General features: G+C 60.0%; 28 protein-coding genes. 7 read left to right on the top strand and 21 right to left on the bottom strand.

Translation table 11 applies throughout. The annotated features are described in order from the left end of the window. Positions 1–1579: 1579 nt before the first annotated feature. The 4 genes from MUU55_RS11540 to MUU55_RS11525 all read left to right on the top strand — a co-directional run bounded on the left by MUU55_RS11540 (position 1580) and on the right by MUU55_RS11525 (position 3497). Entirely contained in the window at positions 1580–1804 is a 225-nt protein-coding gene (locus MUU55_RS11540; protein ID WP_244760875.1) for a hypothetical protein, read from the top strand. 10 nt (positions 1805–1814) lie between these two features. Further along, complete coding sequence (locus tag MUU55_RS11535) at positions 1815–2483, top strand: SOS response-associated peptidase (protein WP_244760874.1); 669 nt, start codon at positions 1815–1817, stop codon at positions 2481–2483. A 99-nt stretch (positions 2484–2582) separates the two neighbouring features. Beyond that, positions 2583–2831 (top strand): DUF982 domain-containing protein, encoded by a 249-nt coding sequence (locus tag MUU55_RS11530; protein ID WP_342346053.1) that lies wholly within the window; start codon positions 2583–2585, stop codon positions 2829–2831. A 78-nt stretch (positions 2832–2909) separates the two neighbouring features. Next, positions 2910–3497, top strand: coding sequence for a hypothetical protein (locus tag MUU55_RS11525; protein ID WP_244760873.1), 588 nt, complete (start codon positions 2910–2912; stop codon positions 3495–3497). A gap of 77 nt (positions 3498–3574) precedes the next feature. Here MUU55_RS11525 and MUU55_RS11520 read toward each other — a convergent pair whose 3' ends face one another. The 5 genes from MUU55_RS11520 to MUU55_RS11500 are packed head-to-tail and all read right to left on the bottom strand — an operon-like array spanning position 3575 to position 5705. Further along, on the bottom strand, positions 3575–4066 hold the full coding sequence (locus MUU55_RS11520) for a hypothetical protein (protein ID WP_244760872.1): 492 nt from the start codon (positions 4064–4066) through the stop codon (positions 3575–3577). Further along, positions 4063–4281 (bottom strand): hypothetical protein, encoded by a 219-nt coding sequence (locus MUU55_RS11515; protein WP_244760871.1) that lies wholly within the window; start codon positions 4279–4281, stop codon positions 4063–4065. The genes MUU55_RS11520 and MUU55_RS11515 overlap by 4 nt, the downstream gene beginning before the upstream one ends. Further along, entirely contained in the window at positions 4278–4559 is a 282-nt protein-coding gene (locus MUU55_RS11510) for a hypothetical protein (protein ID WP_244760870.1), read from the bottom strand. Before MUU55_RS11510 ends, MUU55_RS11515 begins: the two co-directional genes overlap by 4 nt. Positions 4560–4569: 10 nt before the next feature. Next, the gene (locus MUU55_RS11505) at positions 4570–4932 is read right to left on the bottom strand and encodes a hypothetical protein (RefSeq protein ID WP_244760869.1); all 363 of its coding nucleotides are present in this window, start codon (positions 4930–4932) and stop codon (positions 4570–4572) included. Positions 4933–4943: 11 nt separating this feature from the next. After that, positions 4944–5705, bottom strand: a complete 762-nt coding sequence (locus MUU55_RS11500) for a lysozyme (RefSeq protein ID WP_244760868.1) — start codon at positions 5703–5705, stop codon at positions 4944–4946. An 84-nt stretch (positions 5706–5789) separates the two neighbouring features. Here MUU55_RS11500 and MUU55_RS11495 point away from each other — a divergent pair, with 84 nt between their 5' ends. After that, entirely contained in the window at positions 5790–6497 is a 708-nt protein-coding gene (locus MUU55_RS11495) for a hypothetical protein (protein WP_244760867.1), read from the top strand. A 120-nt stretch (positions 6498–6617) separates the two neighbouring features. Here the strand turns inward: MUU55_RS11495 and MUU55_RS11490 are convergent, their stop codons facing one another. From MUU55_RS11490 to MUU55_RS11430, 13 genes are read right to left on the bottom strand one after another with little or no spacing between them, the layout of a single operon-like run. Continuing rightward, positions 6618–7049 (bottom strand): hypothetical protein, encoded by a 432-nt coding sequence (locus tag MUU55_RS11490; protein ID WP_244760866.1) that lies wholly within the window; start codon positions 7047–7049, stop codon positions 6618–6620. Position 7050: 1 nt separating this feature from the next. After that, on the bottom strand, positions 7051–7386 hold the full coding sequence (locus tag MUU55_RS11485; RefSeq protein ID WP_244760865.1) for a hypothetical protein: 336 nt from the start codon (positions 7384–7386) through the stop codon (positions 7051–7053). Then, positions 7383–7709, bottom strand: a complete 327-nt coding sequence (locus MUU55_RS11480) for a hypothetical protein (protein WP_244760864.1) — start codon at positions 7707–7709, stop codon at positions 7383–7385. The genes MUU55_RS11485 and MUU55_RS11480 overlap by 4 nt, the downstream gene beginning before the upstream one ends. Further along, a complete protein-coding gene (locus MUU55_RS11475; RefSeq protein WP_244760863.1) occupies positions 7709–8569 on the bottom strand; it encodes a hypothetical protein in 861 nt (286 codons plus the stop codon). Before MUU55_RS11475 ends, MUU55_RS11480 begins: the two co-directional genes overlap by 1 nt. Before the next feature lie 3 nt (positions 8570–8572). Next, entirely contained in the window at positions 8573–8821 is a 249-nt protein-coding gene (locus MUU55_RS11470; protein ID WP_244760862.1) for a hypothetical protein, read from the bottom strand. A 35-nt stretch (positions 8822–8856) separates the two neighbouring features. After that, positions 8857–9111: a hypothetical protein gene (locus tag MUU55_RS11465; protein ID WP_244760861.1), complete on the bottom strand. Its 255-nt coding sequence runs from the start codon at positions 9109–9111 to the stop codon at positions 8857–8859. A 10-nt stretch (positions 9112–9121) separates the two neighbouring features. Then, the gene (locus tag MUU55_RS11460; protein WP_244760860.1) at positions 9122–10666 is read right to left on the bottom strand and encodes a hypothetical protein; all 1545 of its coding nucleotides are present in this window, start codon (positions 10664–10666) and stop codon (positions 9122–9124) included. Then, on the bottom strand, positions 10663–13857 hold the full coding sequence (locus tag MUU55_RS11455) for a phage tail tip fiber protein (RefSeq protein WP_244760859.1): 3195 nt from the start codon (positions 13855–13857) through the stop codon (positions 10663–10665). The genes MUU55_RS11460 and MUU55_RS11455 overlap by 4 nt, the downstream gene beginning before the upstream one ends. A 36-nt stretch (positions 13858–13893) precedes the next feature. After that, positions 13894–15177, bottom strand: coding sequence for a tyrosine-type recombinase/integrase (locus MUU55_RS11450; RefSeq protein ID WP_244760858.1), 1284 nt, complete (start codon positions 15175–15177; stop codon positions 13894–13896). 2 nt (positions 15178–15179) lie between these two features. Further along, positions 15180–15521, bottom strand: a complete 342-nt coding sequence (locus MUU55_RS11445; protein ID WP_244760857.1) for a hypothetical protein — start codon at positions 15519–15521, stop codon at positions 15180–15182. 58 nt (positions 15522–15579) lie between these two features. Continuing rightward, complete coding sequence (locus MUU55_RS11440; protein ID WP_244760856.1) at positions 15580–15720, bottom strand: hypothetical protein; 141 nt, start codon at positions 15718–15720, stop codon at positions 15580–15582. Continuing rightward, on the bottom strand, positions 15717–15962 hold the full coding sequence (locus tag MUU55_RS11435) for a hypothetical protein (protein WP_244760855.1): 246 nt from the start codon (positions 15960–15962) through the stop codon (positions 15717–15719). Before MUU55_RS11435 ends, MUU55_RS11440 begins: the two co-directional genes overlap by 4 nt. After that, positions 15959–16540, bottom strand: coding sequence for a hypothetical protein (locus MUU55_RS11430; protein ID WP_244760854.1), 582 nt, complete (start codon positions 16538–16540; stop codon positions 15959–15961). Before MUU55_RS11430 ends, MUU55_RS11435 begins: the two co-directional genes overlap by 4 nt. Positions 16541–16983: 443 nt before the next feature. Between MUU55_RS11430 and MUU55_RS11425 the strand changes: the two genes are divergently transcribed. Further along, positions 16984–17652, top strand: a complete 669-nt coding sequence (locus tag MUU55_RS11425) for a hypothetical protein (RefSeq protein ID WP_244760853.1) — start codon at positions 16984–16986, stop codon at positions 17650–17652. A 325-nt stretch (positions 17653–17977) separates the two neighbouring features. Beyond that, positions 17978–18373: a hypothetical protein gene (locus tag MUU55_RS11420; protein WP_244760852.1), complete on the top strand. Its 396-nt coding sequence runs from the start codon at positions 17978–17980 to the stop codon at positions 18371–18373. Positions 18374–18412: 39 nt separating this feature from the next. Here the strand turns inward: MUU55_RS11420 and MUU55_RS11415 are convergent, their stop codons facing one another. The 3 genes from MUU55_RS11415 to MUU55_RS11405 are packed head-to-tail and all read right to left on the bottom strand — an operon-like array spanning position 18413 to position 21406. Then, a complete protein-coding gene (locus tag MUU55_RS11415) occupies positions 18413–18778 on the bottom strand; it encodes a phage tail assembly chaperone (RefSeq protein ID WP_244760851.1) in 366 nt (121 codons plus the stop codon). Then, on the bottom strand, positions 18768–19427 hold the full coding sequence (locus MUU55_RS11410) for a hypothetical protein (RefSeq protein ID WP_342346052.1): 660 nt from the start codon (positions 19425–19427) through the stop codon (positions 18768–18770). The genes MUU55_RS11415 and MUU55_RS11410 overlap by 11 nt, the downstream gene beginning before the upstream one ends. Beyond that, positions 19427–21406 carry a phage tail tape measure protein gene (locus MUU55_RS11405; RefSeq protein ID WP_244760849.1) on the bottom strand — a complete coding sequence of 660 codons (1980 nt, stop codon included), beginning with the start codon at positions 21404–21406 and terminating at the stop codon, positions 19427–19429. The genes MUU55_RS11410 and MUU55_RS11405 overlap by 1 nt, the downstream gene beginning before the upstream one ends. Position 21407: the final 1 nt, after the last annotated feature.

Here is a 21407-nt window from a genome sequence, read left to right as displayed (position 1 = left end):
TACGGCGACGTGGATGGCGACGGCAAGGCCGATTTCGCGCTTCGCCTCGACAAGACCATCGATCTCGTCAAGGGCGACTTCATCCTGTGACAGCCCTCGCCCCTAGCAGAATCGCAAATTTGCGCTGAGCAAATCGTGCCGCAAAAGATATCAATCAGGCGACAGAACTGCCGAACATAGAGTACAGCGGATCGCTGGTTGGTGCGCTCAAGTCACCTCCAAGACATCTTTGCATCGTTCTGATGCTCGTACCTCATGCTGTCTTTCGGGCAAACGATCCACAAGCTGATTTAGTGGGAGTATTTGACCAGCCTCTCGTTCGGGAGGAGCCTCCGCCCCGTTGGAAGAAAAATGGCGTAGTCACTTGGGCACCGGAAGCTGGAGAGAAGATCCGCTTTGGTGGAGTGAGGTGCAAACGCAAACCGATTTCTGCCATTTTCTGAAGGGACTTGGCAGCGGCGGGACAAATCGGGACGGAAAACCCTGAACGGCCTGATGGTGACCCATATAGCTGAATCACGCCGGTTTAGTGCGGATATCGGACAGGTCGCTAACGCGCTTGGGTAACGAGTTCGGAAGGATGGTTGCGACGACACCCGCCGGGTCGAGCGATGTCTCGCAAAGCAAAACGCGGCAAAACATTATCTTGACGTTTTCTTCTAACCATCTGAAAAGCAAGCCAAGCGGGCGTGGCGAAACTGGTAGACGCAAGAGACTTAAAATCACACAAGCTTGTTGATTTCATTGCGTATCGCTCGCAAACGGCTGCCTTAACTACCATCAAAATCAATAGAACAAAATGAGATTTGCAAAACGCTTTTGTCGCGTTTGAGCCATGATGGAACGCAAAAAAAGCCCCTCCATCCCACCAAGGGACAGAGGGGCGTGGCGATGGGGTGGCTGGTACAACCAGCTCTAACGAGGCTCTTGACTCTCCATCCTCTCCGCTTCATTTACCCAGCAGGGGAACGTGAACACATAGAGAACGAAGGAATGCGGCCTTCGGATGAGGATGCCGCATGTCTGAGAGCAAGTACCCAAAATCTAACGACACATGGGCGGGCATGATCGCCGACGATATGTGCTTCACGGTGTACTGCCCACCGTGCGGTCGCTCGGTCGAACTGGACCTGACGACGCTACCGCCAGATGGGCGCGCCATAGGCCGGGTCTTTCGATGCAGTCAATGTGGCCAGAAGGGGCAATGCATCGTAAGCCCTAGAGGCAACGATAAAAACGTTGCCCGCGGCATCCCGAACACGTTTATCGGCCCCTTCCCTAAGCCAGTGATCTACCCAAAGCGGCGACGGAGGCGGTGACACCATGTCGAGACTCACCTACACCGCCGACATGGCAGACGAGAGTAAAGCAAAGCAGGCGGCCGGCAGGATCGTCGAGCACCTGTGCGAACACCCTGGGTGCAAGGTCTGGGGAGGGTTTGGTTACATGCCGTCCAAGGCAGTGCCGCCGCGCTGGTGGTGCTGGGAGCATTATCCATACCAGCAGCCCGGCTCTACCCGATAGCGCGACATCTTGCCGGTCGGCGCCGTCGCCCTATCTCCGGGCACTGGAGGCGGCCATGGCAATTCGGGGACCAAGCTCTTACGAACGCAACGAGGACAGGTTTTTGCTCTGCGAGCAGGAGCTTGAAGCCGCGTTTCAGGAGTTGATCTGGAAGGCAATTCAGGCAGGATGGGATGAGGGCGAGGCCTGCGTGGCGATCGCTTCCTTGGCGGACCACCACATCCTGGCGATGCAGTGCAACGAGCAGGTGGCCGCCTCTATCCGCAAGATCAAGCTGTAGCCGAGGAACTATGTGCGGACGCTTCACGCAAATGCTGCCATGGCGCGAACTGGTTGCGCTTTACCGCCTAACCGACAACATCAAATCCCGAAACACCGAGGCGCGCTTCAATGTGGCGCCGACGCAGACCGTGCCGTTCGTGCGCCTGGATGACGCCGGCGAGCAGACCGTCGATGACGGCCGCTGGTGGTTGGTGCCACACTGGGCCAAGGAGATGCCCAAGGCGGCGATGTTCAATGCCCGCATCGAGACCGTAGACAGTTCGCCGGCATTCCGGGATGCGTTCAAGGCGCGCCGCTGTCTTATCCCGGCCGACGGGTTCTATGAATGGACGAAGGCAGACGACGGCGGCAAAGACCCGTGGCTGATCCAGATGCCCGGCGGCGCGCCCTACGCATTCGCTGGCCTCTGGGCGCACAACACGAAGTTGGACGTCACGAGCTGCACGATCATTACAGGGCCGGCGGTGGCGCCCATTAGCCAGATCCACGACCGGATGCCGATCATTCTCGACCCGAGCGTTTTTGATGCCTGGCTCAATCCGGCAACGCCCGTTGGAAACCTCAAGGGCATCCTCGGTCATCACCTTGACGGCCAGATGCAGTTCCACCGCGTCAGCAGGGATATCAATAGCTCGAAGTTCACCGAGCGGCCGGCGCCGATCATCAACTCGCTCTGAGGAACAAATCGCTGGGACGATCGTTCCTCACCCGCCACTTTCTAGGTTCAGCCTTTGCCCCGCCTCGTGCGGGGCTCTTTGTTTCGCGTGAGGTCTGCGATGGATAACGGAATGTGGGGAGAGCCGATTACGTTCGAGACTGCCACTCTCGGGAAATACTGGACCGTGACCAGCACCGCTGAGGCAGCAAGAGCATTGATGGAGAGGTGGCCGGTCACGGCCGGGCCAGCCTACGAGGCGGCGCTACGAACATGCTTGGCTGTCATGGAAGGGAAGGTCAGGCCCGCCGAGGCGCGGCAGGCCTTCTTGAATGCGGCCGAAGAGGCGGATGTGTTTATCCGGCCCTAATCTTCCGTGGCTGGTTAGCATTCTGCAACCTTTGGTGTAAATTGCAACGCAGGTCCTACATTTTGATGGGAGTTGCAGATGCAAACGTTCGCCAACGACGCTCGGAGCATGTTCCTTATAGCCAGGCAATATTACGTCGCCAATTGCTACTTACAGACACTTAGTCGCAGAGCATTTTCGCCCGAAGTGGTCACTTCAGCATTTGCGCTAGAGCTTATGCTTAAGTGCATCTTGAAGATCGAGGACAGGAAAATACCTCGCGAACACGAGTTCGACAGCCTCTTCTCACGTCTAAGCGACGAGGCTAAACGAATATTACAGAAGAAGTGGGACGACTCATATGACATTGAGGGAGCAAGGGCACTGGCCGCCGTGACTGGCCAGACGTCATCGTTAACACTATACGACGCACTCAAAAACTCCCGTCACGCCTTCAAGCAATGGCGATATCTTTTCGAAACGGGAGGTGTGGCTAGATTCGATCTAAGCGTCCTGCTTAAAGCCGCGAATGACTATATTCTGGAACGTAAACCGGAGTGGGCTAATGATTTTCCCGATCCGGATCTCGAGGCTAAGAACCTTCGGATATACATGCAAGGCCTAGCGGATGGATTGTCGCAGGCTGGTGCGACCCCTTCGCCAGGCTCGACAGAACGCGGCAGCTAATAGGCCGGCCCCTCGAAAGCGCAGTTGCTCCTAGGGCTGCTACCGACATCAGACTGAGAGGGAGGGAGAGGTCCATGTCAGCCTACCGTCGAAATAGATGCGCCGATGAGAATGCCGGCGATCAGCGAGCCGATCGCGACCGCCATGACGATCGACCAGACCGCCCGACTGCCGATCCTCTCATCGGTCACACCCGGCGCCGACAGGAATAGAAGCCCGGCGATCATGTACGAATACGGCCAGAACCCCGATATCGGCGCCTGCGACCATGCTTCAGGACGGCCCATCCAGTTGAAGGTGATGACGTAGATCCGCTGCGCCAGCACCACGAACCACACGAGGAAGATGGCCAGAATAAGCTGCCACTCCCCGCTGTCGGCGCCCTCCCTGAGTGCTCGAACCGCAGACGGCCACCACGTAAAAGTGATGATGATCGCGGTTCCGAAGGCAAGAGAATTGAAGACGTCGCGAAGTATCAGGCTCGGTACGAACAGAGCCGCAATCCAGTAAGCCAGGAACGCAAGGACGGCGAAGACGACGGCACGGTTGGGCGTGATGGTCCGGATCATGCTTGATCTCCAGAAATTATGCTGAGTACATTTTCCGCCAGTTGCCGGCGGATAGCCCAGGAAGTGCGGTTCGCCACCATCGTCACTTCAGCAGCTCGGGTTCGGTGGTGTTTGATGATCGCCTCTGCGTTCGCGTCGCGCGCAGCCGGTGCCACGGTCAGGTGCGTTACGGGTCGAGTTTCTCCGCCGAAGAATCGGCTCAACAACCTTTTCATGCCGTCCCCTTTCCGCGGAGCGCCGCCAGGAGTGCATCGTTCTGGTTCTTGTAATCGGTGGCGAAGGTGTAGCCGAGCTTCGCTTCAGCGACGCGCTCGTCATAGATTTCCTTGATCACGGCGTCCTTCGCAGCCAACTCCACCTTGTGTGCCTGCCGTTCGCTTTCCAGCTTGTTCCAGAGCTTGCCGCAGACATACATCAGCAGGAGGCACGTCGCCCCGATAAGGCCATTGGACAGATAGGGTGATGTGATGTCCTTGATGAGGTCTGGCTGCATGACACCGCCGCTATTTCGGCATCACAACGATATCCGGCGCAGCGCCAGGTGTCGGGATGTGTACCGCCACGTTCGGCGGGATTTTCTTGTCGACTTGCTGCGCCACTTCAGCCGCCTTGTCCGAGCTGGAGAACTTGAGCGTTCGCAGGATGGAGGTGACCGCCGCCACGAGCACGCCGAAAGCCATCACCAGTGCCGGCGCCTGGCCGGAGAGGATTTCGATCTGCTGCCGGATGGCAGCAACCTGTTCCTCGGTGAGCAGCCCCAGGGCGCCGACGATCGAGAGGATGGCGCCGAGCGCCACGAACATATCGCGGATGACAGTCCCGATCGGGCGGGCCGTCGTCAGCGGGGAGAGAAGCTTTTCGAACATGGGAGATCCTTTCAGGAGAGAAACTGTTTGCGCTCGGCCTGGCGGCGCGTGGTGAGGCCTTTGAGCGTCTTGCCGCCCGCCTTATTCCAGACGAGGAACTGATCGGCCGCACCGGCGCGGTCACCGGCATTGAGCTTTTTGACGAGGGTGGATTTCGAGAACGCGCCGACGCCAATGTTGAAGGCGAGCGATACGAGCGCGTCGAACTCGTTCTGGTTCAACGGCACCTTGACGGCCGCGCGAACGCCAGCTTCGAAGGTCTTGAGGTCGCGCGACAGGATCTCGTCGCTTTCCGCAGCCGTGATCTTCAGGCCTTTGGCAACACTCGGAAGGCCAGCGGCGCTGGTGTGGCCAACTCCGATCGTCCAGATACCGATGCTGTCCTGGTAGGCCGTCAGGACGTTGCCTTCGCGCTGGGTTAGGGCCTTCCGGCCGGATGGGCTTGTCGTAAGTCCGGACTGTGCTGGCGCTTCGACGATGGACGGGAAATCCGCCCATGACGCGCCGTCCCACTGCTTGGTCCGATTTCCTCTGGACGGCGCAATCCACAAGTCACCGACGCGAAGCGGAAGTTCGGGTGTATCGAGCGGTTGCGCATCCTGTCGGAAAACATTGCTCCCTTTCTTTTCGGCAGAGAGAAGGCGCTCAAGGTCTTCAAGCGCCGACAATATGCCGCCGATCGTTCCGGGGCCGTAGTCACCGTCGGCGCCTTTCGGGCCGACATAGTAGCCGAGCGCAATCAAGCGCTCCTGCACCTGCAGGGTCGTGGTCATGGGGGTTCCTTTGGTTGAGACTCGACACCCGATCGAGCGGGTGGTTCTATCGACATTGCAAAGAGACAGAGGCTACGCGCGAGCATGATCACGATCCCTGCGCCCCAAAAGACAGGCGCCCCGACCGAGCATTTCAACGTAGCGTTTGGGCCAGATGTCTTACTTGATCATCCAGCATTCGCATCAAGCATCGGTCTGACCATTGCCTACATTGCGGAGGCGGAGCGACAACTCTCAACCATCCTCAAGAGCCTGGTCGGAGGAGATACTCGGGTTATCACCGCACTCCTAGCGTCCTTCAGGGGGCATAAGCAGCTTCTTGGTGCGGTTGAAACCGCGCTTCGAACCGCTGATCGCACCTTGGATCTTGATACGTTTGCGGCGATTAGGCGGCCGATCGAAGATACGTGGGAAATCCGCGATAGCTTCGGTCATGGAATATGGGCAAGGAGCAGCGACCATCCCGGGGCCGCGTTGAGAATATCGGCCCGTCAGGTTGGCGGCATCGAGGAAAAAGCAAAGTGGCTGATAGTCGAGGGCCGGTTCACCGAAGCCTTTGAGATCTATGCTAACGTCGGCGCAGAGATTTGGACCCCGGCAGATTTTTCAGGTGCCGCGACAGCAGCGCGAGGCGTGGTGAATTCCCTCACGGCCTTTTCGGCATGTATTGCGCAATCTCCGGAGGAAGCCGATCCGCTACATAGAGCTCTGCGTAGTCAGGGTCTACTGAGTGACCCTCCCTGGAAGCTTCAGAGTCCCACTCAGCCTCCAGAAAACGACGGTACGCGTTGAATATCGCCTCAGCGACCGACCTGACCACAGGCTCGGCCTCTCGAGGGATAAGTATCGTGGGTCCAACGTCGGTCATGTTTTCACTCCACAGGCCGGTTCGAGTTGAGGCGATGCCGGCGATTAGCGTTTTTCGAGCCAAGCGCTCATGTCGATCTTATTGAGGTGATCCCTGATCGATGCGACTTCTGCAATCAAGGTCCGCGCCTGCGATCCATCCGCTGCCGACGCCGACTGGGCCGCCGCCACGCCAGCAAGGTCGGACTGAATTTTGTCGACGCGATCGTGCAGCCGCGTGACAGCATCGGCGATCGTGGACAGGCTTCCGCCCGTATCGGCAAATCGGCGCGCGACAGAGAGATCTTCGCGCATGCGGGCCATGTCGGCGGCATATTCGCCGACAACATCGATGATGCTCCTCGGCGCACCCTGACCGAGAAGGAAGGCCTTGAAGACGATGCGCTCGATCTGTTCGCGCACGTCACACCAGTCGTCGGAGTTCTCGATGGCGCCGACTTGATCATTGGCCCAATCGGTGAATTCATTCGTGTCCATTTTAACCCTCCGGCCAGATAAAGTTCGGCAACTCGCCAAGAAACGCATCGATCGGCGGTATGCCGCGCTCGCCGGCAACGGCCTTGGCAAGTTCCGCCGTGGCAAACGTCCAGACCGCCGATCGCCATGTAAACAGCGCTTCGGCTTCCGCGGCAAACTGCGGATTGGCATCGCCCCGGTACGAGATTGCCGAGAGGACGGAATCATACCCTCGTTCCCGCGCCTTCGCGTCGACGAACTCCTGCACCGCCGTGCCATAGGTCGATACGAGCCCGGCCCGACGCGCCTCTTCCTGCTGCTCGGCCGAAACCGCTTTTGAGAAATCGATCCGGGTCAAGGTGCGGCCTCCTGCGACAACGAGGGCATGGGGATGGACATCAACACGCCGTCATCAGGGTTGATCAGCGGCGCCGGGTTCGCCTGTTCCGGCGTCGGCTTCGCCGGCATCGGAACAAGGATGCACAGTTCCAGCGCCCCGTCGACCCGCCGGACAGGGCCAGCGATGAACGCACTGTCGATCGCTTCAGGTTCCAGCATCGCCCCGTCGGCGAGTGGGCCGAAGTCCAGCGCGATGCCGTTGATCGTGATGACGTCTCCGACCTTCGAAAGCTCGAATGCCGCGTCTTCCAGCGGACGGAAGGGAGAGAGAATGATCTTCATCAGAACCACCTGCCAACCCATACGGCATCGACGACATAGGTCGTCGCGCTGCTCGTCGCCGGTCGGTAGAGGATGACACCACCGCCATCCGTCGAGGTCTGCGGCGAGCTGCTGGAGCCAAGCCAGCACTGGGCGCCGCCCGGTTCCCGCGAAAAGGCCATGCGCCGCGGTGGCGAGACGAAGGCGGCGGCCATGGTGCCAAGCGCGATGTTGCCCGAAACAAACACGCTGCCGACCGCGGTGCTGATCGGCCCGAGACCGGTCACGGTCTTGAAGCACATCTGCGTGCCGTCAGCCCAGCGGATATATTCCCCGTTGGCGTTCGACCCGTATTCCACGATCGCACCCGTCGGGACGCCGCTCGCCTGCGCCACCGTACCGACGATATCCTGCATCACGCCGGTATTGGCGCCGGTCGACCGGAAGAATTTCCCGGCGCCACCGGAGAGCGCGGTGAAGGCGCGGGCATGCGCCGTGAAGTCAGCCAGCGCCATCGTGCCGGCGCCGGTGAAGTAGGCGATCTTGTTGGCCGCCGAGGCGAGCAGCGAGAAGGCATAGAGGATGCCGTTGGTGATACTGGACAAGACGGCATTCATGGCCGTCAGCCCGCGCGTCATGTCGCCGACGAAACGGATGCGATAGCTGTCCGATGCCCGCGTTGCACCCGGCCATGCCTCGGCGAGCGTAATGCTGGTGTTGCTGTTCACCGACAGGATTTCGGCTTGCAATCCGCCGGCAACGAAGATGTCGCCGGCTTGCGCGCCGCTGGTCAGCCAGGACGTGCCGCCAACGCCGACGACGGCGGTGCTGCCGTTGGCGATCGAGGCTGTGCCGGTATTGTAGCTGGAAGGGAGCGCCATGGATCAGCCCTCCGCTTCCGGCTTTTTCGGGCGCGGCCGGCGCTTCTTCTGGTCCGTCGCCAGCTTGATGACCTTCGCTTCCAGATCGGAGACGCGCGCCAGCAGGCCATCGCGTTCCTGACCAAGCGCTGAGAGCAAAGTGCCCTGCTCGCGCGCCAAATGCGCCAGTTTCAGATTGCGATCCTTCAGGAAGTCGATAAGGGCCGCGTCCTCCTGCAGGGCTACCGCAGGATGAATATTGATGGTGGTCATGGGATTTCCCTCGTTCTGCTTGGGAGGAAGGCCCGCTATCGCGCGCCGGAAACGATGATTGTGACCTTGCCGGTGACGAGTTCGGTCGAGACGTCTCCGGTTTCCGGGTCTTCGATCAGCTGGCCGCGCGCATCGGCGACCTGGCGCTTGATCTCGCCCGTCTTGTCGTCGGCCATCAGGCAATGCATCTGCACCACGCCGTCGAGCAGGACGGTCACCCGTTGGCCGGCATCGACGGTTCGTTGCCACGCGGCATGGCCGCGCGTGCGCTTTTCGACAGAGATTCGCATGTGAGTTCCTTCAGGGGAGCGGAATGCCGAGGACGAACCAGCGGATGCCGACCATGGGCTTTTCATCCATGACGTTGACGATCTCGCCGCCGCCGGCCTCCCTGTAAAAGGTGTAGCGGGGCCGGCCCTTCGCCGTGTAGAACGTCGCTTCCGTCTGGCTATATCTGCAGTAGGAGCCGTCGCCGGAAAGCCCCCCATCGGAAAGGCTGTTCTGGAAGCGGCGGTTGACGCGCGGCGCGCGGATTTCTTCTGTCAGGCCCGAGCCATGCACCGTCATGTATTTGACGTAAGGGAAGAAGCCGGCCGCGTCGTAGGAAACGGTCGTTGCCGTCGGCGCGGCGAGGCTCCCGGTATGGGTCGGAACCGAGAAATATCCATCGGCCAGGATCTGGATGACCGGGCGACGGCTGTCGAGAATGATGTCGCTGAAGCGCGGATTGGAAGCCGCACCGGGCCGCAGGAACTGTGTGACGTTTTCCCCGCCCTCGTCGAACTGCCGGAGCACATCGTTCGCCCCACTCGACGGCCCGAGAGGGTCGTAGCCATAGACGATGAACCGGGCGCGGCAGGCCTTCTTCGTGTTGTTGAAGCGGATCAGCGAACCATCGGTCCAGTACTCCACGCCATAGTTCGAATTCCCATCCGACAGCTTCATCGGATAGTGGATCTCGCTCGCCGACGCGTCGTAGCACGACATGTCGATCGCCGTGAGGGCCGGGAGGGTGATGCCGACATTGAACGAAGATGCACCCAGCGGAATCGCGATGTCCGCCGCAGCGATGACGTTGAGCGGGCGACCTGTCGCATCGAACGCGAGCTGCGAGGGCGTCGCCACATCGACATCATAGCCGGGCTTCGCCACCTTGCATTGCGTCGACGAAATCAGAACCGTTTCCTTGCCTTCCGGGTTTGGTGACGGCAGGGCTGGCCCGTCCAGCGCGGTGTTGTTGCCGGGCAGATTGTAGACGATGAGGACGTGGTTGTATCCGGAGTCTTGGTCGTTCGAGTTGTAAGCGCTGGAACTGAAGGCGATGCCGTAATCGAGGTTCACAGGGGCGCCGCCATCGCTGACCTCCATCCGTCGCGACCAGGTTCCGGTACCACCTGTACCGTTAAAACCACCCAGAACGCCGGCCGGGCCGTAACTGGCTCCGTACGTTCTCTCCCGCATATTGCGTCCTCGATACCGATCATTGCTGCGCCATATCGGGAGAAGGTCAAAGACAGGCATACTATAGCGGACATCGGGATATCGAACGGTGCCCCGCACGTAGTATGTCGATTCCTCAAAGCGATTATCCGAATCGATACGCATGAGGCCAAAGGTCGATGCAGAGGCGGAGGCCGGGCTTTTCACATAACGCGGGCTCGAACCTCCCCAGACCACGTAAGGACACTCGTCGAGTTCGGGCGTTGAAAGCTGGTTCGTCCATTTCGAGCTAAAGTAAAACCGTTCCCGCCGCTCATCGCTCGTCGTGATGGGGTCATAAGCGCCCTTCGTGATCTTCACGCAGGCGACACCAGTGCTGTCCTTGCCGATCAGGACTTCGGTCATGACGATATCCTGATCGTGCCGGCATTGAGGTCGATCCGCATCTTGCCGTTGAGGCTTTGCAGCACGCCGGCATTGACCGTCCCGATATTGGCGACGTTCATGATGACCTGGCCGCCGGAAACGACGAATGGCTTGTCTCGGTTGCTTCCGTTGCGAACAGCGAATTGATCAGCGTCGATGAGGAAGACACTGTCTTGGCTCTCATCGGAGGGAACATCGATATAGAAGCCAGCGCCGCGCTCGACGCCCGACGAAGTGTACTTGGCCCGCGCCGCAATCCGAGCATAGCCGCTGGGTCCGGCGATAGTCGTCATGCGGAACCGGGCGCCCGCAGAGTTGCCATTGACTGTCGCAGAGATGCTGTCCACCAGGTCCGCAGTGGCTTGGATACGTGTGTCAGCTACCGCGACCCACGTTGTCCCATCGTAACGTTTGGCGAGGTTTCCGTTCGCGATGTCAAACCAAACATCCCCAGCGCGTATAGGGATAGCTGTCGTGCCTGTAGGCTGAGTGGAACTGCGATATATCTTGTTCTTCGCATCAGCCACGGCGACGACGTTCGTCACGTCGGTACGGATGACGGAGAGCCCCGTAGCCTTGCCCCCGCCCGGTTGCGCATCATCCCATCCAAGTTCGGACTGGATGGACGTGATCGCCGCCGCCGAAGAGGAGACGCGCGCGTCGGTGACATCGACCCACCCCGAGCCATTCCACCGTTTTGTCAGGTTGTCGTTTGCCGTGTCGGTCCAAAGATCGCCGGCCTGCAATGCATATCCACCACTGGGGTTGGCCGGGGCCGTCGGTTGCCTGAACGTCCGGTTCTTCGCGGATGCCATACCAAAGGAAATGGCAACATCCGCCTTGAGAATGCTTAAGGCCGTCGCCCGCGAGCCGCTTGGCTGACCGTCATCCCAGCCCAGTTCCGCTTTCACTTGCGTGAACGCCGTGCCAGCCGCGGCGGTCAGCAGTTCGTTGGCGGTAAGCCGGCTGTCGAGACCCTGAACTGCACTCACCTTGGCGAGGTTCGGAAGCTCCGCCTGCGTCTTCGTCAGCGCGGTGCTGACGACGGAAAGATTGTCGTTCGTCTGCTCGATCAGCGTCGTCAGCGACTGCGACACATCCGCGACGATCTTCTTGTTCTCGATATTCGCAAGGAACTGCTGGAAGCCCTGCTCCATCAGCTGCGAGGCCATCGGCAACAGTTCATTGCGGATCGACGTCACCGCCTTGCCGAGGCTCGATACGCCGCCAGCATCCAGTGCCTCGATATCGTTCTCAAGCGCCTGCACACTCTCGATTGAGGCCTTGCCTTCGATCTCCGTTTCCAGACTGCCCAGCACCGCACCAAAAGCCGTGAGGCCATCTTCGGTGAGCTCGACGCGGGTGTCGATGGCGTTCACCGCTGTCGACAGGGCATTGAGGCCGGTCGTCGGGCTGTTGATCGCCGCCTGCAAGACGGTGATGTCGCTCGCCTGCGCATCATCGGCCGAGATGCGCGCCGTGCGCTCCGCCAGCAGTTCCGCGCGCGATGCACCCGGCGACGGGCTGCCGATGCCGACCCAGTCGATAAGGAAATAGTTGCTGGGCGACTGCGCGGTCGAAAGGTCAATGCGGATGGAATCGATCGTGTTCGACCAGTCCATCTGAAAGGTGATGACGCCATAGCCGTTCCCATCATAGGACGGTTCGGAAATCGTGGTGCGCCGGCCGCTGTCCCATGTCGTGTCGGTGGTCGTCTTCCACCATGCATACCCGACCCATGTCGGCGTTCCGACCTTGCGGACGCGGGCACGCACCTGCCGGTAGGCGGTGGCCTGGATGGCAAGGCCCGTCGGCGAAACCACATAGGGCGTGCTCGCCTGATCGGCCGGTCGGAGGGCGCCGGAGGCATCGAACGTCGGCGTGCCGTTGCCGGTCCATCCCTCGACGGTCGAAACGAAGTTCCACAGCTGCGCCGGGTCGAACTGGTTCAGCGTGCCGACCGAAAGCAGCGCGATCTGCTGGGCAAGCGCGGCAAGCCCGTCGACGGATGCCGTCTCGATTTGCCCGACAAGCGCCGTCAGCGTCGAATTGCCGGTTTCCAGCCGCGTCAGTCGCTGCACCAGCCCGCTATTGTCGCCGGTCGCGACGACGATGCGCTGGTCGAACTCGGCATAGACGTCGTTGACACGCGCCGTCAGCAGCGTGCGAAGCTGCTCGACGTGCTGGTAGCCCTCGAAACTGGCATTGGCGAGGAGGTCGCGAACAGCCCCGACTTCATCGATCAGCGCGCGATAGCGGCCGGCGAGAAGATGCGTCTCGGCAACGCGCTGCTCCTGCTCTTCGAGGATCTGCGTGACGCGGGCGTCCGTCTCCGCCTCAATCTGGTTTTCCAGATCGTCGATCTCGGCGCCCATGAAGTCTTCGAAGTCTTCGAAGCGCTCGTTCAGCTCCTCCACCATGCCCGGCAGGTAGACCGGCGCGGTGCTGCCGGAAGTAGTCACCCATGGCGTCCAGGTCTTCAGGCGATCCGGCTGCGTGACGATCGTGGCACGGGCCGAGTATGGCGAGCCCGGCACGATGTTGGTGCCGGTTTCATCCGTTCCCTCTTCCGGCTGGTCGCAGCGCCATTTCTGGATGGTCTTGCCTGTGGGGTCGACCCCATCGAAATACTCGAAGCGCACGGCGACGATCGACGGATCATCCGGCGGCGTCCAGGTGAACTGCAGCGTCGGGTATTCCGTGCCGTCAGGGCCAGTCAGCAGGCCGACGGCAACGCCAAAGTTCTGCACGGTCGAGAGCAGCGACGGATTGAGCGGAGCCGTCGGCGGAATGACGATCGGGCCGGGCTCGATGTCCTCGTCGTCGTAGATATCGGCGCCGGTCTCGGAGAGCTTCAGCGTCACGCAGAAGCGCTCGTCGAGCGACCATTGCGTGATCATCCACGTCTTGCCGCGCCAGGTGATCCACTCGCCTTCCTGCACCTTCATGCCGACGCGGCGGCTGACGGGCAGCGTCGCCGTGCCGCCCTTGCGGTTCTGGCGGTAGCGAATGTTCAGAAGATACTGCGCGATATCCGGGTCGGTGACCTGCAGGAAGTCGTTGCTTACCTGCCGGGTGCGCCCATCCTCAGCGACATCGAGGTTCACATAGATCGGCTTCAGGCTTTCCGGGTTCCACATCGCCTCGATCGAGGTGAACTGGCCGGACATGTGGTTGTACCGGTCGAAGAATTTTATGCAGCTAAATCAATTTAGTAGCGTCGTTTGCCGCGTCATTGCCGCGCCGAGATCCGCTGCGATCGCTGCCGAGGCCTGCCGCAGGCGGTCATCTTCCGGGAAAAGATGGCCATAAACGTCGTACGTGATTGTCACCGACGAGTGCCCCATGACTGTCTTAAGATTGATCGCAGGGAGGCCGTTTTCAATAAAGAGGCTTGCCGCTGCGTGGCGTAGCGCATGGGGGCTAAATAACGGTCGATCGCCAACCATCAGTCCCGCCTTTTTCATCAATGGTGTCCAGAACATTTTGTTCTGGTTGACGGTGATGGGCTTCCCGATTTTGGTGACGAGAACATGGCCAGAGGGCAGATTCTCCAAGTCCGGCTCTTCATCTTTTCGGAGAAAGGAGCGGAGCTTTGCCTTCCGCAGGGTGATATCGTGGTAGTCGCGGTTCCACCGTTCGGCGTTTTGCGTTTGCCAGTACCGAATAACCTCCAGCAGTGCAAAGCGGATTGGCGCCGACATCGGGACGTCGCGCACGCCGGCTTGCGTCTTCGGCTCCTTGAGCCCATCGTGATAGCTCTGGCTATGGCGGATGTGGATCACTTCCTTGTCAAAATCCACGTCCGACCACTGGAGGCCTGCTATCTCGCCCTTACGTAAACCGCCGAAAGCTCCCAGGCACACGAATACGAGCCTGTTTACCCAAGTCAGCGCCTGCTCGTTTTCGAGGTCCAACGCAGCGCTGATGAGCGTCTTCAATTCGGCTTTGCTAGGGACATAGACGCGTCGCTTTCCTCCACGAGGTAAAGAGACCGGATCGTCTCTGAGAATGTTCCGCTTGGCCCACTTCTTCTTGACGGCATACGCCAGCAGCAAATGAAGAACGTCGTGGATCTTCCTAACCGTCGTCTGGGAAAAATCGCCAATCTTCTCATCAATCACTGCCTGGACGTGATGGGCCTCAAGGTTACACAAGCGCAGTGCGCCGATTGACGCGACGACATGGTTTTCCAGAACATACCGGTATGACGCTAGCGTCTGTCCGGTCATGCGGTCGCCAACCTTCCGCCGCCGTTCGCAGTTTCCGAGGAATTCCTCGACCGCCTTTGCGACCGTGACGCTCTCGCTCTTATGGGTGTGAACCCCCGCCTCTATATCCGCCTCAATACGAATTCGAGCGCGGTCAGCATCCTTCTTGGATTTTTCCGTGAGCATACGGCGCTTGCCGGACTGATCGGTGTAGTCGACAACCCAAGCTGTCCGCTCCACCCCCTTGTGTGTCCATACCCGTTTGCGAACTGAAGCCATGGTTACACCTCCTGCTCTGCTTTTCTGACGTTGTTGATGATAGCCGGTGCATGCTCGCCGCCCATGGCGGTATAGACCGGGATGGCTTTGTCGAGGATCGGCTTGAGGCCTGCGCGCCAGTAAAGCGACCGCTCCTCACCATTGAAGGCATGCTTGGGGAACTCGACACGGCAATAGCCGCGCTTCTCCAGAACGAGCCGGCAGTTCCAGATCTCCATGAAGCCGAGGGATAGGTCGAAGAACGCTATGCCGATATCGCCATTCTCTCGCTCACGCGGTGCATTGACGATCTCCATGGATGTGATTGTGAAGGTTACACCTTCCGGGAGGGATGCCACTGGCATTGAAATATCCTTTCTTTGAGACGATAGGCCCGGCCACGGATGCAGCCGGGCCGGTTGATCAGCTTGCTTTACGCTGACTGTCGGGGTCGCATTGGTCGATGATCCACAGCGCGCAGTCCCCGAGAAATTCGCTCGCGTAGGCGATGCACTTGGCGGCTTTCAGCAGGAGGATTGCAATCATGAGGGCGATGATCTTCATGACCGCTCCCCTTCAATTGTCACGTCGTCGGGAAAAGCCGCCAACGCGTCTTCCAGCTTCAATGCGAATGGAACGAGCATGGCGAACATCGCTTGCACGCCGTCGATTTGCCCGCGGAGCGCCGGCGGGCCGCAGACCGGCTGAAGGCCGAGCACCATGTCGTTCAGGATGAATAGTCCTGAATTCAGCTGGTTGAGGCCGGTTTTGACGTCCGCGAGGTCGGTAAGCCTTGCCTCCCTCATCGCGGCACCAACGTGGTGAAGATGCTGCCGTCTTTGAGAAGGTGATGCCGAGTGCCGATAATCTCGCTGTAAGGCTCCCGGCGTGTCTTGGCGCGAAGCAGCATCTCAGCCGCCAAGATCGAGCCGGTGCCGTCGTAGAGCGCGTCCGGCTCGTAAGGGCGCCATTCGTCTTCCGAGCCGCAATAATCCGTCTCGTCGCCGTTCTGGTCGAGTTCATCGTCGTCGTGCGGCTCGTCAAGAATGTCGCCGCCGTCTTCGTTCTCGACCTCGCATTCGTCTTGGCCCCAGACGCGCGGCCAGTCCTCTTGCGACCGGCAAACGTAGTCGTTCGATGCGCCAAGGGTCGGTTCGTCGTCGCTGCCGTCCTCGTCGTCTTCGAGCGGGTTAGTGCCTGTGTCCCCGCCTTCGGCATACGACTGGTCGCGCTCGTCACCGTTCGCTTCAAGGTCGGGGTCGCCCTCGGCCGCGTCGAGCAAGTCGATAAGCCGTTCAATCGACATGGCGATCGCGGCGCGGTTGCCGTGGGGAATGAAAAACAGCGTGCCGTCACGCCTCTGAATATCAGGGTAGTGTTCCATGGTGGTTCTCTCGGATCGAACCGGCTTCTCACGGCCGGCGGCGTATCGTCTTCTCACAGATCGATCAGCCTATGCCGGTGACAGACCGGCAGCCGGGGGGTGAGAACCAGCCGAGAGACTGGCGCGACGTTTTTAAGGTTTCCCTCTGGACAGAACGGCGCACCCCGGCCATAAAGGTCGGGTCGCATCCGTGCCGCCAAGCACGCGCGTCGAGGAACTGCGAAGCGCACTCCTCATTCAACCGCCGCCCAACGCCGCCAAGCGTCAGGGCAATTCCTGCCAAGGAATTGTGTGCGGTCTATCTCGGTCCGGGTTCTCACGCCCACGGACAACTTGCCTGATTTGATACCGACATTCAAGCACACCCTCGCCAAAGGGTGGATGCTTGCGTTGATTATCGACCTCTGCCACCGTTGCTCGCGAGGGTAGATTCGGAGGGGTGAATGGAAACCTGCGCGGGGTTCTGGGATTTTTGGGCGGGACTAAATCTATCGTCAGTGCAATGGCTCGAATGGGCAAAAGCAGCTTTCGACCTTCTAAAGGGCATCGCGTGGCCGGCCGCAATTTTTTGGCTCGTATTCCTATTTCGAAAGCAGATTCGCGAGCGTATCCCCCATGTCATTGAGGTCGGCCCCACTCGCGCTCTTTTCCAACAACCCCAAGCTCAGCCAATCAAGGCAAACGCCAGCATTGACGGGTCGCCCGACAGATTGGCTACGGTCGTCGAACTTGAAAAGGATGTTAAAGCGCGCCTCGAAAGGATTGCTCCCGAGTACCGCGAAGTCGAGCTAGTACGAGCTGTTGCGGAAAGTCGCCTTGTCGCAAACTTTGAGTATATTTTTGCCAGCATTTTTGCTTCCCAAATTGACTTCCTTCTTGAACTCACGAAAAGCCCACGCGGTGAGGGTGACAGCGAGTTGTATTTCACCCAGAGCGTCCTGTCGAAGGACAGCGAATTTTTTTCTGAAATCGGATTTGAACGATGGCGAGCATACTTGCTATCTCAAGAACTCGCGGTTTTGCACGAAGAGAAAATAGAAATCACAGACAAAGGAAAAGATTTTCTGTGGTGGGTCGAGAGGGCGAAACAGGGATTTATTAGACCAGGATGATCAAATCGATTCTGCTGCCCCTAACTCTCCTAGTCGGGCTTATTGCAACGGGCTTTGTTTGGCTAGGAGGCGTCCGTATCATTGTCATCCAACCCATCGGCGCGTTGCCCGACGGGGTGACGGCGATTGTCGCAGGCCTCAGCAGCGTAAACCTGCTCGATAGCCCCGACGCAATCTGCAACCGACATGAGGGAGGCGTCAGCCTACTCTGCCGGGGTCGTGAAGCTGCAGCCATCGCCGAAAAAGGAAGGATTCTTCTGCGCCTTCCGTACAGCGAGACGCTTTTTCGAATGACTGGTGCGCCCAGCGGCAAAGGACGAAGAGTATGATCATGCGCTTTATTCTGATGGGCGTGCTCTTAACTTCTACCGCGCCCGCGCACGCGGGATTTGTCCAACAAAACGATTCAATCGCGCTTGCCGCCATTTCCGGAGCGTTCGACACCATCGGAGAGCAGTCGGGTTTGTCAGCAAAGGATTTCGCCGCAGCCAAAAGAAGCGCTATAACCTGGTACCATTTAGGCCCTTGTGAAGGCAGCACGAAGCACATTGATCGCCAGCTCGCCCACGGCGTCATATCGTTGACCGCATCGCCTGATCCGCGGAGCCCATTCGTTGCGGCAACGCTGCAAATGATTGCGATAATGGCCGTTCAGAACTTGGGCCGAGAGGCACCAAAGTGGCTTTGCGACTACGTCGGAACGCTTGCAACCAGCAATTAAGCGACCCGGTTGGACCACCCGTTTAACATACGGGCTTGATTAACCGCCAAGCATCACATCGAGCATGCCAGCGGTGAGCGGCGTAGTGGATATTGGCGGCAAGGTCTTCACGCCCTCGGGTGCAGGTGTCGTCTTTTCCCGTGCGTATTCCATCCACACTTCATCCATGGCGCGCAGGACGGCGATGTGGCGCGGTTCCACGGGCCAGCAGGTTGAGCGCGCATAGGCCTCAATCTCGCCGTAGCTGATCGGCTCAGGCCCGGCGAGGCCGGCGCGACGAGTGCGGCTGAGGTCCAGAAACCAACGCCAGAGTAGTTCGCCGCCGGCAGGCACCTGCATGACACAGGCACCTTTCGCCTCAAGCTGACGCTTCAGTTCCGCGCAGAGGAGCTTTTCAAGGTTCATAGATGAACACCTCGGTTGCCGAGAACGAGCCCGAGCGGTCGCCCCACGATTTCGGCGCCTGCACGCTGCCCGGATCGATCATCATCACCGTCGCGGGCTTCTCGAAATCCACCACGGCGGCGGTGTTGAAGTTCTGCGTGTCGAGCCCGAACATGATCCTCAGCGAGACAACGCCGCTGGAATTGGCGGTCGCGTCGGCCGTGATCCGGTGGAGCGAACGCGTCAGGAGGGTCATGCGGAACTCGACATAGTCACCGGCCGAGAGCTTGAAGCCCGCCGGCAGGCCTGAGACGACGACGTTCCGGCTGTCGGTGATGGTATCGAGGACAGCACGGCCGTCGAATGCCCCGCCCCCCGCTTTCGTGCCGGACAAGGGCTTCCCCTCGTCGTGCGCGATGGGTCGCGGCCTGGACAGGTCATAACCGATGAAGGGCGAGCCGCGCGGGCCGGACTCCATCACGAAAGCATCAAACCGGCCGTACTCGACCTCTTCCAGCGGCACCGTCTTGAACGATGCGCGCCAGTAAGGGGTCATGCTCGACATGATTTCCGAGCGACGCCGTTCCATCATGCTCACGTCGGAAGGGTCAACCGGGTCAAACTGGCAAGCGGCCCAAAGGACTGCCGGAAGTTCCATAGGATCGGGCATCAGTAATTCCCTCCATTCTGACGGACGTTTTCGAGGTCCACGTTGTTTTGCCGGACGATCTGCACAGTCTGGTCTTTCGCCTGATCAAGCACTTGGGCCAGCAGCTCGGGCGAAAGCGTGATCTGGATGACGGAACGAGAGATCGGGGCAGCGGCGCTGGATGCCGCGGAAGCCTGGTTGAACCGGGTGTGGTCGGTCACGGTCTCGCGCGGGTGAAGGATGGCCGGGAAGCCGCCTTTCCCATCGATCCCGCCCGAGCGAGAACCCATTCCAGTGTATCCGCCGCCGTCGAAGGAAGGCATGCGCATCCCGGCCCACGGATCGGCCTTGGCTCCACCGCCGAAGATCCCGCTAAACAGCCCGCCGAGCAGGCCGCCGCCGCTTCCGCCCGCCGCGTTGTTCACCTGAAAAATGCTGTCGAGCACATCGTCGAGGACAGTATCGGCGATGCGTTTGAGGCTGTTCACCGCCACGTCGCCAAGGGCTTCCCAAAGGCTTTTGCCGTCTTCCAGCGCGCCGGCAAGATCATCGATCGCCGAGCGGGTCAGGTCGCGATAGAGAAGCGTGCGCTCCTCGGCCAGGCGCTTGGCCTCCTCTTCCTTGTGGATCGCTTCGGTGAGGGCGACAACCTGATCACGCTCTTTCTCGGTTGCAGCCGCGCCGGCCTGCCTTGATGCGGCTGCGGCGCGCTTCTCCGCATCGCTGGCGTTGACCAGGCGAAGCTCTTCCTCCAGTTCGGCGATGAGGTCTTTGATCGCTTGGCGCTCACGCTCTGCGGCAGCAATGGATGCGGCGCGAGCTTTCCCGCCTTTACCGCCACTGTCGGCCGGCGCGGTGTACTCGGGTGGTGTCCAGGTGCGATCCGTTGTTCGCTCGCGCGCATCAGTCCGCTTATAGAGGATGCCTGCGATTTGGGCGTCGCGCTCGTTCAGCTTCGCAAGCTCGCGATCGATTTCATCCATCCGCCCCTTCGCCGCCGGGCCGTTTGGATTTCGGTAAAGTAGGTTCGCGCTATCGCCGGCAGCGATCCGCATTCGCTCGTTTTCGAGATCGACGCGCTGCATTCCCATGTCGGCCTGGGACTTCTGCAGAAGCGAGCTGCGCTGTTCCTCGAAGTCCTTCAAGCCCTCAATCATTTCCCAGATGGTGTCGGAGACAGATACGAGCGCGCTCTTCACCTTCACGCCGATGGTCATGGAAATGGCATCGAACTTGCGGTTTACCTCTGCCGCCTTCTGGATAAGCTGATCATCCATGATCACGCCAAGCTCATTCGCCGCCTGAATCTGATCGCGGATTGCGCCCTCGCCTTGCTCCAGCAGCGCGACCATGCGCTCGCCGCCGGTGCCGCCGAAGAGTTCATCGAAGATGCGGATACCGGCCGCCGTGTCCTTCATCTGCCGGGTGCGCTCGATGATGAGCAGCAGCAGCTCGGACGGGTCTTTCAGCTTTTCCTTGATCTCCTGCGGCGTCAGGCCGAGGCGCTGGAATGCTTCGGCCGCCGAACCTTTGCCGGTGACGGCGAACTCGTCGGCGCGCAGCTGCAGTTCCTTCAAGCCGTCTGTGATGGCATCGATCGGGATACGGGCTTGCTCGGCGACGAACTTCCACTCCTGAAAAACCTTGGTGGAGAGGCCTGCCATCTTTGCCTGGTCGCCGACTTCAGCCACCGCGTCGGCGACCTGATGCACCTGGGAGAGGATGCCAGTAAACCCGCCAGCGACCATGCCGCCGACGAAACCGCCGATCATGGCTTTGCCGAAGGCCCCAATTTTCGTGGAAGTCGTGGCGAGCGCCTGGTTTATCCGGGTGGTGGAGCGGATCATGTGCTCCTCCATCTGGTCGGTCGCCCGTTTCGAGCCGAGGGACATTTCGCGATAGGTCTTCCCGGTGATGCCGCTCGCCTTCGCCATGTTCTTTTCGAGGTCCTTGATCCTTGCCTCAAGCAGCACGATCAAGCGTTCTTCATCATCAGCCATG

The sequence above is a fragment of the Shinella curvata genome, from assembly GCF_022899935.1.
Taxonomy (GTDB): Bacteria; Pseudomonadota; Alphaproteobacteria; order Rhizobiales; family Rhizobiaceae; genus Shinella; species Shinella curvata.
Note: the sequence above shows the minus strand (reverse complement) of the source record. Positions and strands in the feature narration are given on the sequence as shown.